Annotated in this window: 5 protein-coding genes; 2 read left to right on the top strand and 3 right to left on the bottom strand. The window is 67.5% G+C overall.

The annotated features are described in order from the left end of the window. Positions 1-123 precede the first annotated feature (123 nt). The 3 genes from AC5RTS_RS15870 to lipB form a co-directional block, all read right to left on the bottom strand. Entirely contained in the window at positions 124-876 is a 753-nt protein-coding gene (locus AC5RTS_RS15870) for a DUF4191 domain-containing protein (RefSeq protein ID WP_493992979.1), read from the bottom strand. 159 nt (positions 877-1,035) lie between these two features. Beyond that, complete coding sequence (lipA, locus tag AC5RTS_RS15865) at positions 1,036-2,040, bottom strand: lipoyl synthase (protein ID WP_493992978.1); 1,005 nt, start codon at positions 2,038-2,040, stop codon at positions 1,036-1,038. After that, entirely contained in the window at positions 2,037-2,765 is a 729-nt protein-coding gene (gene lipB / locus AC5RTS_RS15860; protein ID WP_493992977.1) for a lipoyl(octanoyl) transferase LipB, read from the bottom strand. The genes lipA and lipB overlap by 4 nt, the downstream gene beginning before the upstream one ends. 124 nt (positions 2,766-2,889) lie before the next feature. Here lipB and AC5RTS_RS15855 point away from each other — a divergent pair, with 124 nt between their 5' ends. Together AC5RTS_RS15855 and AC5RTS_RS15850 are read left to right on the top strand one after the other, a co-directional pair. Beyond that, a complete protein-coding gene (locus AC5RTS_RS15855; RefSeq protein WP_493992976.1) occupies positions 2,890-4,851 on the top strand; it encodes a serine/threonine-protein kinase in 1,962 nt (653 codons plus the stop codon). Positions 4,852-4,899: 48 nt separating this feature from the next. Beyond that, the gene (locus AC5RTS_RS15850; protein ID WP_493992975.1) at positions 4,900-8,478 is read left to right on the top strand and encodes a S41 family peptidase; all 3,579 of its coding nucleotides are present in this window, start codon (positions 4,900-4,902) and stop codon (positions 8,476-8,478) included. The last annotated feature ends 48 nt before the right edge of the window (positions 8,479-8,526 follow it).

Below are 8,526 nucleotides of genomic sequence, written 5' to 3'. Positions count from 1 at the left end.
GGCGTTGGTCCTCGGACAATGAACTGCGCGCAGGCATAGAACTGCTCCCCGTAAGTTAGAACTGATTTCTCAGTCCAACTTTCGGGGAGCAGTTCACGAAAGGGGCCCTTTTGTCGAAACCTGCTAGCGTCCGCGGGTTGCCTTGCGGTCCGGACGGGCGCGGTAGGGATCAATGCCCTTGGGGATCGGCAGCCGGGTGCCCAGAGCGGACAGGCGCTTATTGACCGCCGCGACTTCCTGCTTGGTCAGTTCCTTGGGCAGCTTCTTGGCGGTGGTGGCCACCTTGGCCAGCGGGACCTGGCCCTCGCCGCGGCCGGTCTGGATGATGTGGACCGGAACCTTGGGGGCAATGCGGTTCATCCGGCGGCGTTCGCCGTCGGCCAGTGCCCTGGCACGAGCGGGTGCGCCTTCAGTGACCAGAATGATGCCGGGACGGCCGATGGCGCGGAACACGGCTTCCTGGGTCCGGGGGTTCACGGCAACCGGCTGTTCCTCAAGGATCCAGCCGCGGCGCAGCACGCTCAGGGCGGCGCCGGACGCTCCGGGCTGGCCTTCGATCTGCGAGAAAGCTGCCCGTTCGGCACGTCGGGACAGGATGAACATGGCTGCCAGCAGGCCGATCGGGATCGCCACGATCAGCATGGTGATCCAGTTGTCGATCAGCAGGCCGATCAGCAGCCCCACGGCGATGATGCCGAAGAACGCGCCCACCATCAGCCAGACGACGTTCGGATCATTCCGCCGTGTCATCTTGAAGACTTCGGCGATCTGCTTTAGGCGCCCTTGCTTTTTGGGCTTCTTTTCCCCCTTCGGCTTGCGGGAGAAGAGACCCTTGCGGGCGCTCTGGGGTGCGTCGGGATCAGTGCTTTTGGCCATAATGAGTCAATTCTACGTGATGCGGGCGTGCGGTGAGGAAGGCGCTCCGGTTGTGACGGGGCCGGGTTTCGCGGGGGCGCCGCGGGCATGCGGCCGGGACGGAATCCCGGGCAGCCCGAGTCCTTCCAAAGGCGGAAAAGGGTTGGGTGCGGGGAAGAATCAGCTGCGGGCGAGGATGGACGAAGCTTCCTGCAGCGTACTGCCCGAATCCTCGATGTGGGCCAGCAGCGGAGGCAGCTCCCTGCCCTTGCGGCGCATGGCCGTGGCCCATAGCCGCCCGGCGCGATAGGAGGAACGGACCAGGGGTCCGCTCATCACACCCAGGAACCCCAGTTCCTCGGCCTCGGTACTGATGTCCACGAACTCCTGCGGCTTGACCCACCGGTCAACCGGCAGGTGCCGTTCGCTGGGCCGCAGGTATTGCGTGATGGTCAGCAGGTCGCATCCGGCGTCGCGCAGGTCCTTCAGCGCACCGGAGACCTCCTCGCGCGTCTCGCCCATGCCGAGGATCAGGTTGGACTTGGTGACCATGCCCATGTTTTGTCCCTGGGTGATGACATCGAGGGAGCGCTCATACCGGAAAGCGGGCCGGATCCGCTTGAACAGGCGCGGAACCGTTTCCACATTGTGGGCAAATACCTCGGGTTGCGCTTCGCAGATATCGATAATGTGCTCCACTTTCCCGGAAAAGTCCGGAATGAGGATTTCCACGCCGGTACCGGGGTTCAGTTCATGGATCTTCCGGATGGTCTCTGCGTAGAGCCAGACGCCCTCATCTTCGAGGTCATCGCGCGCCACACCCGTGACCGTCGCGTAGCGCAGGTTCATCTGCTGGACCGAGCGGGCCACCTTGGTGGGTTCCAGCCGGTCCAGCGGGGACGGCTTGCCGGTGTCGATCTGGCAGAAGTCGCACCGCCTGGTGCACTCCGAGCCGCCGATCAGGAACGTGGCTTCACGGTCTTCCCAGCATTCGAAGATGTTGGGGCAGCCGGCCTCTTCGCAAACCGTGTGCAGGCCTTCCTTCTTCACCTGCTTCTTCAGTTCCACGAACTCCGGCCCCATGTTCACTTTGGCCTTGATCCACTCCGGCTTGCGTTCCACGGGAACGGCCGCATTGCGTTGTTCGATGCGCAGCAGGCGTCGTCCTTCAGGGGCGAGGGTCACAGCAGGGCTCCTTTCGGCCGGCTGGCGGCAGGGTTGGCGCCGGTGCCGGGGATGTCTTTCACGGTGGTGGTGCCGGTGAGGTCCGCCTCTCGGGCGGTGAGCTCTTCCTCCACGCGTGCGACGACGTCGGCCGGCGTAACCGTCCGGCCGGTCTCCGCACTGATGGAGGTGGTGCCGGCGTCGGTTATTCCGCAGGCGATGATCTGGCTGTAGGGAGAAAGATCGTTGCTGCAGTTCAGGGAGAAGCCGTGCATGGTGACGCCGCGGTCCACGCGGATGCCCACGGCGGCAATCTTCCGGTCCGGGACGCCGAAGGGCTGCCCGTCTCCGCGGAGCCAGACACCTGAACGCCCCTCGATCCGGGTTCCGGCGAGGCCGTAGTCGCCCAGCACGGCGATCACCACGGCCTCCAAGGTGTCCACGTAGTCCCTGATGTGGGCCGGATCGGCCAGTTTGAGGATGGGATACCCCACCAGCTGCCCGGGTCCGTGCCAGGTGAGCTTTCCGCCGCGGTCCACGTTGACCACCGGAGTCCCGTCGAACGGCCGTTCATGCGGCTCCGTGCGGCGTCCTGCCGTGTACACCGGATGATGCTCCAGGAGCAGGACAGTGTTGGGTGCGTTGTCCTCAAGAACTGCCCGGTGAAGCTCCCGCTGGAGGTTCCAGCCTGCCGAATATTCCACGTAGTGCGGAGCCAGGCCTACGCGGGTGAACTCCAAAGCCATGGGGACTAGCCTAAACCCCCTGCGACGTAATGTGGACCACACTTTGGCGAGGTGTCCGACGGTCTGCCGACTACCTTGTGGATAACCGGATCGGCAGGACGATTGCGGCTCAGACTTTGGTGCCATGGACAGCAGAGCGGAAACCCCGGCACAGGACCCTGCAACAGAGGACGCTGCAACACAGGACCCTGCAGAGAACGCACGGGAGGCAGCAGGTCCGGCTCCGGTGCTGCCGGGCTATACGGTTGACCGGCTGCTGGGGGTGGGAGGCAGCGGGGCGGTGTGGCTGGTCCGCAGCCATGCCGGGGAGCAGTTTGCGCTAAAGATTGTCAGGGGCGGGGGAGAGAGGGCACCCAATGCCTTTGAGCTTCGGCGGGAGGCGAACGTCCTCGCTCGTCTGAAGCACCCGAATCTGCTGCAGCTGCACACGGTGGCGGAGACGGACCGGGGAGCAGGACTGCTCAGCACTTACGCCCCGGGAGGAAGCGTGGCAGCACTCGTGGCCGCCCGGGGCCCGGTGGCCCCCGGGGAAGCAGTGAGCATACTGGTCGGCCTTGCCGCTGCGCTTGGTTACCTGCACGCCCAGGGCGCCGCCCACGGAGACATTTCCCCGGGCAATATTCTGTTCGCCGCAGACGGCAAACCCTTGCTGGGGGATTTCGGGCAGGCACGGCTTTTGGGGGCGCCGGGGGAGGAACGTCTCGGCACCCCCGGCTATGAACCGCCGGAGGACACTGTCGCCGGCGGTGCAACGCTGGGCACGGCAGGAGATATCTTCGCGCTCTCCGCCGTGGGCTGGTTCCTGCTTACCGGCAAGGCTCCGCCACCGTCCCGGGAACGTCCGCCGCTGTCCATCCTGGTTCCGGGCGTCGGGCGGTTGCTGCCGGAGCTGCTGGAAGCGGGACTCCACGAGGAACCCGACCAGCGGCCCTCGGCCGACGAATTTGCCGCTGCGGCCTACCGCAGCGCACCGTCGCTGCCCGTGGATTTGGCGGCGTCAGTGCACCCGGAGGTCCTGCCTGAACTGCTGACCCGCCGGACCCGCTCGGCCACCGAGCAGGACGGGCGAAGGTTCGGCCGGTGGCGAAACAAACGCCGGGAACGCGCCGGCCGCGGGGCGGGGAACCGCAGTCGCAGCGCGGGGGCGGCACGATGGGGCGTCCGGGGACTCGGTCCGGGAGCGGGAGCGCCGGGCCGGGACCGCCGGCGCACTGCCGCAGCTCCGGGCAGGGCGGGAGCCGGAAGGCCAGACAGCCGGGACCAGAGCGGCCGGGACCAGAGCAGGCCGGATAGAGGGAGTATGGGCCGCAGCAACCCGGCGGGGGACAGGAGGCCACGGATACCCCACCGGTCCACCGGTAGCCGGTTGTGGCCGGCCGCCGCCACGGTGCTGGTGCTGTCGGTGCTCGTACTGGCCGGCATTGCCCTTGCGGCGCCCGAGATACTGCGCCCCGCTGCCGGTGGGCCGCTGAGCGGTTCACGGCAGGACGCGGTACTCCCCGGCAGCGCCTCCGACCAGGCACACACCCCGGACGCCGGCCCATCCGATCCCTCGAGTACAGGCGAGCTGCCGGAACAGTCACCGGTGAACGGCGGCCGGCAGGAGGAGCCCGGAACAGGGGGCACCTCGACGGAAGCCCGGTCCGTGGAAACCCTGCTGGCGGAAGCCTCGGCCGCCGATGCGGCCCGGGCCCTGCCTGCGCTCGCAGAACTGCGCGCCCGGGCCTTTGCGTCCGCCGATCCGGAGCTGCTGAACCACGTCAATGCGCCGGGATCGGACGCGATGCGCGAAGACCGGCAGCAGATCGCCCGGCTTGTACGCGACGGCCATACGCTGCGAGGACTGGCAATGCGGGCAGCGGTACTGGGCACCGCGGACGTTGGGGACGGGCAACGGGCAGCCGTGCAGGGCGGACCTGCGGAAACGGCAGGACTCACTGTGCGGCTGGAGGTCTCCGCCTATGACCAGGTGAACGGGGACGGGCGCGTGGTGCATCAGGCCGGCGAGCGGCAGCAGCAGGTGGAACTTCTGTTGCTGCGCAGCGGCGGAGCCTGGAAAATCAGCAGGATTCTCGCAGCGGACTGAGGCATGGTCCTACACGGACAAGCCGGTGCCGAAAGATAGGATCGTTCCATGAGTCCAACTGCTTACCTTCGTTACCCCGATCTGCACGGCGACCTTGTCACCTTCGTGGCTGAAGACGACGTCTGGATGGCCCCCGTATCGGGCGGCCGGGCCTGGCGTATCTCCTCGATGCAACTGCCGGCACGCAGCCCCAAGTTCTCACCGGACGGCACCCGGCTGGCCTGGCAGGTGGTCCAGGGCGGTGCTCCGGAGATTGTCACCGCGGACGTCGAGGGCGGGGATTTCCGGCAGCTGACCTTCTGGGGCAGCCAAAGCACACGGCTCAAGGGCTTCAACTCCGCGGGAGACGTGATCGCCACCAGCTCCGTGGAGCAGGAAGACAACCGACTCCGGTGGGCCTACGCGGTCCCGCTTGACGGCACGGCCCCCACCAAACTGCCCTACGGCCCGGTGGAAACCATTGCTGAGGGCCCTGCCGTTGGCGACGAACGCCCGATGGTGATCGGCAGCATGCTGACCCGCGAACAGGCCTGGTGGAAGCGTTACCGGGGCGGCACGGCTGGGAAACTGTGGATTGACACCGACGGCAACGGAGAATTCGTCCGGCTCGTTCCCGAGCTTGACGGCAACCTGTCGGACCCCATGTGGATTGACGGGAGGGTCGTTTTCCTCTCCGACCATGAGGGTTACGGGAACCTGTATTCGGTCACCCCCCAGGGCACCGATCTGCGCCGCCACACCGATTTTGAAGGTTTCTACGTCCGGCACGCCTCCGCGGACGGCACCCGCATTGTCTTCGAGTCCGCCGGACGCATCTGGCTCCTGGCCTCGCTGGACGCGGACGCAGAACCGCTGGAGATCTCCCTGGGCTCGGCCGGTACCGCACGGCGCCCCCGCCCGGCGAACGTAGCCAGGCACCTGGCCGCGGCCGTGCCCGATGCCTCCGGCACCGCGAGCGTGGTGGAAACCCACGGCACCCTGCACTGGCTCACGCACCGCGACGGGCCATCCCGCGTCATCGAAGCAGACTCCGCAGTACGTGCCCGCCTGGGCCGTCCGCTCGGGGACAAGCACGCTGTCTTCGTCTCGGACAGCGAAGGCGAGGAGGCAATCTACATCAGGAAGGTCTTTGCCGACGTAGACACCGTGTCCCGCGGATCTTCAGCCGGCCGGGACGGTGAGCGGAACGGCGGCAGGCCGGGCACCGAGCCGGCTGCGGATACCGGCATCGTTCTTCCCAGCCCGGTATCGGCCTCCAGCACCACTGAATCCCACGGGTCGCATGACCGGCCGACAGTGAGCCCAAGCCGGACCGAAGCTCAGGACAGCGAGGCCACCGGCGACTCACAGACTGCCTCCGCCGGGGAAACCGGCACCGTCCGCGTCGGCTTTGACCGGCCCACCCGCGTAAGCCAGCTCGTCCCAAGCCCGGACGGACAGCGCGTCGGCGTGTCCACCGAATACGGGGAAGTGTTCATCCTTGAAACCGCCACGGCGGAGATGAGCCCGGTGGCCACCTCCGAATTCGGTGCAGTGGACCAGCTGGCGTTCTCACCGGACTCGCAGTGGCTTGCCTGGGCAGAACCGACCACGGGGGAGGGCCGGACCAAGATCCGCCTGCGCTCCGCGGTGGACGCCTCCGCGCCGGTAATCGATGTGACGGACGGCCGTTTTGCCGACCATGATCCGTCCTTCACCCGGGACGGCCGCTACCTGGCCTTCCTTTCCGAGCGCAGCTTCGACCCCGTCTATGACACGCACCGGTTCGATCTGAGCTTCCCTTCCTCCACCAAGCCCTTCCTGGTGGCGCTGGCTGCCGGAACGCCCTCACCGTTCGGCCCGTCGGTCTCCGGCGGTTCCGTTCCCGTGGCCGCAGAAGGAGGGGACACCGGAACGTCGAAGAAAACAGTTCCTGACGTGCAGGTGGACGCCGAGCGGATCGGGGACCGCATCATTGCCGTTCCCGTGCCGCAGGGGCGGTACACCAAACTCCGCGCCGCTGAATCGGCCCTGCTCTGGCAGGCCACCGACATCTACGGCGTAACCGGTGACGGCCGTGCCTCCGCAACGGACCGGGATCCGGCGGCCCGGCTGGAACGGTTCGACCTGCAGACCAAGGACGTGTCGGTCCTGGTGCCGGCCCTGGAAGGCTACGAGGTCAGCGGCGACGGCACCAAGGTGGTGCTGCGCCATGAAGGCAGCGTCCGGGTTGTTCCCGCCTCTTCACGGGTGGAGGAGGATTCGGCAGAAAACATCCGCGTTGACCTGGACCGCATCCGTGTACGGATTGATCCGGTCAAGGTGTGGGGCCAGGCCTTCGATGAGGCATGGCGGCTGCAGCGCGACTTCTTCTGGGCCCCGGACATGGGTGGCCTGGACTGGGAAGGCGTCCATGCGCGCTACCGGCCCCTGGTGGAGAACCTCGGCAGCCATGACGACCTCGTGGACCTGCTGTGGGAAATGCACGGAGAGCTCGGTACCTCCCATGCGTATGTCACCCCGGTTCCGGTCACGGAGCAGGGCGCCGGCGGCCAGGGCTTCCTGGGTGCAGACCTGCGGCCGGGTGCAGGCGGCTGGGAAGTGGTGCGGATCCTGGGCGCCGAGTCTTCGGACCCGCAGGCAACGTCCCCGCTCAGCGCCCCGGGCGCGGACGTGCACCCCGGTGACGTCATCGCTGCCATCGACGGTGTTCCCGTCCCGCCCCGCGAAGGACCTGCTGCGCTGCTGACCGGTGCGGCCGGGCGCACGGTGGAACTGACCATAGTCTCCGCCGACGACGCCGGGGCCCCCTCCCAGCGCCGCATCGCCGTCGTCCCGCTGCGCAGCGAGGAACGGCTGCGCTACCAGAACTGGGTGCACGCCAACCGGCAGATTGTCCGGGAGGCCTCCGACGGCGCGTTCGGTTACCTGCACATCCCCGACATGGTGGCCAACGGGTGGTCGCAGCTGCACCGCGACCTGGACCAGGAAGCGTCCCGGCAGGCACTGGTGGTGGACGTCCGCAGGAACCGCGGCGGCCACACGTCCCAGCTTGTCGCCGAACTGATCGGCCGCAAGGTTACTGCCTGGGACATGCCCCGCGGCGGCCAGCCCAACCCTTACCCGGCGCATGCACCCCGGGGTCCGGTGGTCATCCTGACCGACGAATTCGCCGGTTCGGACGGTGACATCATCACGCAGGTATCCAAGCTGCGGGGCATCGGCCCGGTGATCGGCACCCGTACATGGGGCGGCGTCGTCGGTATCGACGGACGGTTCAACCTGGTGGACGGCACCACGGTCAACCAGCCGCGGTACGCCTACTGGTTCACCGGCGGCGTGGGCTGGGGTGTGGAGAACCGCGGTGTCGAACCGGACATTGAAGTGACCTTCCCGCCGCACGCCTACGTAGCGGGCGAGGATCCGCAGCTGGAACACGGCGTGGGCATCCTGCGGGAAATGCTCTCGGAGCTGCCCACCGATGAGCCTCCCGCCCTGGCGGGGTACCCGACGCTCCAGCCCGCGCCGCTGCCTCCCCGGCCGCAGAACGGCCGAGGGGAAAGCCGGCAGGAGAGTAGTGACCTGTCCATTCCGGCGCCGGTCTCGGCCGGTCAAACCGGCGGCGAGTCCAAGGACAACCGGCACTAGGACCGGGCCCGCCCCCGCCGGGCGGCGGTGAATCGTGGTGAACATGGC

It is taken from the genome of Arthrobacter sp. MDT1-49-2 (genome assembly GCF_059090185.1).
This window is presented reverse-complemented; position numbering and strand designations above follow the sequence as displayed.

What these genes read in the sequence shown, in the direction of transcription:
- AC5RTS_RS15870 (WP_493992979.1), bottom strand. Translation starts at nt 876, where the DNA reads ATGGCCAAAAGCACTGATCCCGACGCACCCCAGAGCGCCCGCAAGGGT.
- lipB (WP_493992977.1), bottom strand. Translation starts at nt 2,765, where the DNA reads ATGGCTTTGGAGTTCACCCGCGTAGGCCTGGCTCCGCACTACGTGGAA.
- AC5RTS_RS15855 (WP_493992976.1), top strand. Translation starts at nt 2,890, where the DNA reads ATGGACAGCAGAGCGGAAACCCCGGCACAGGACCCTGCAACAGAGGAC.
- AC5RTS_RS15850 (WP_493992975.1), top strand. Translation starts at nt 4,900, where the DNA reads ATGAGTCCAACTGCTTACCTTCGTTACCCCGATCTGCACGGCGACCTT.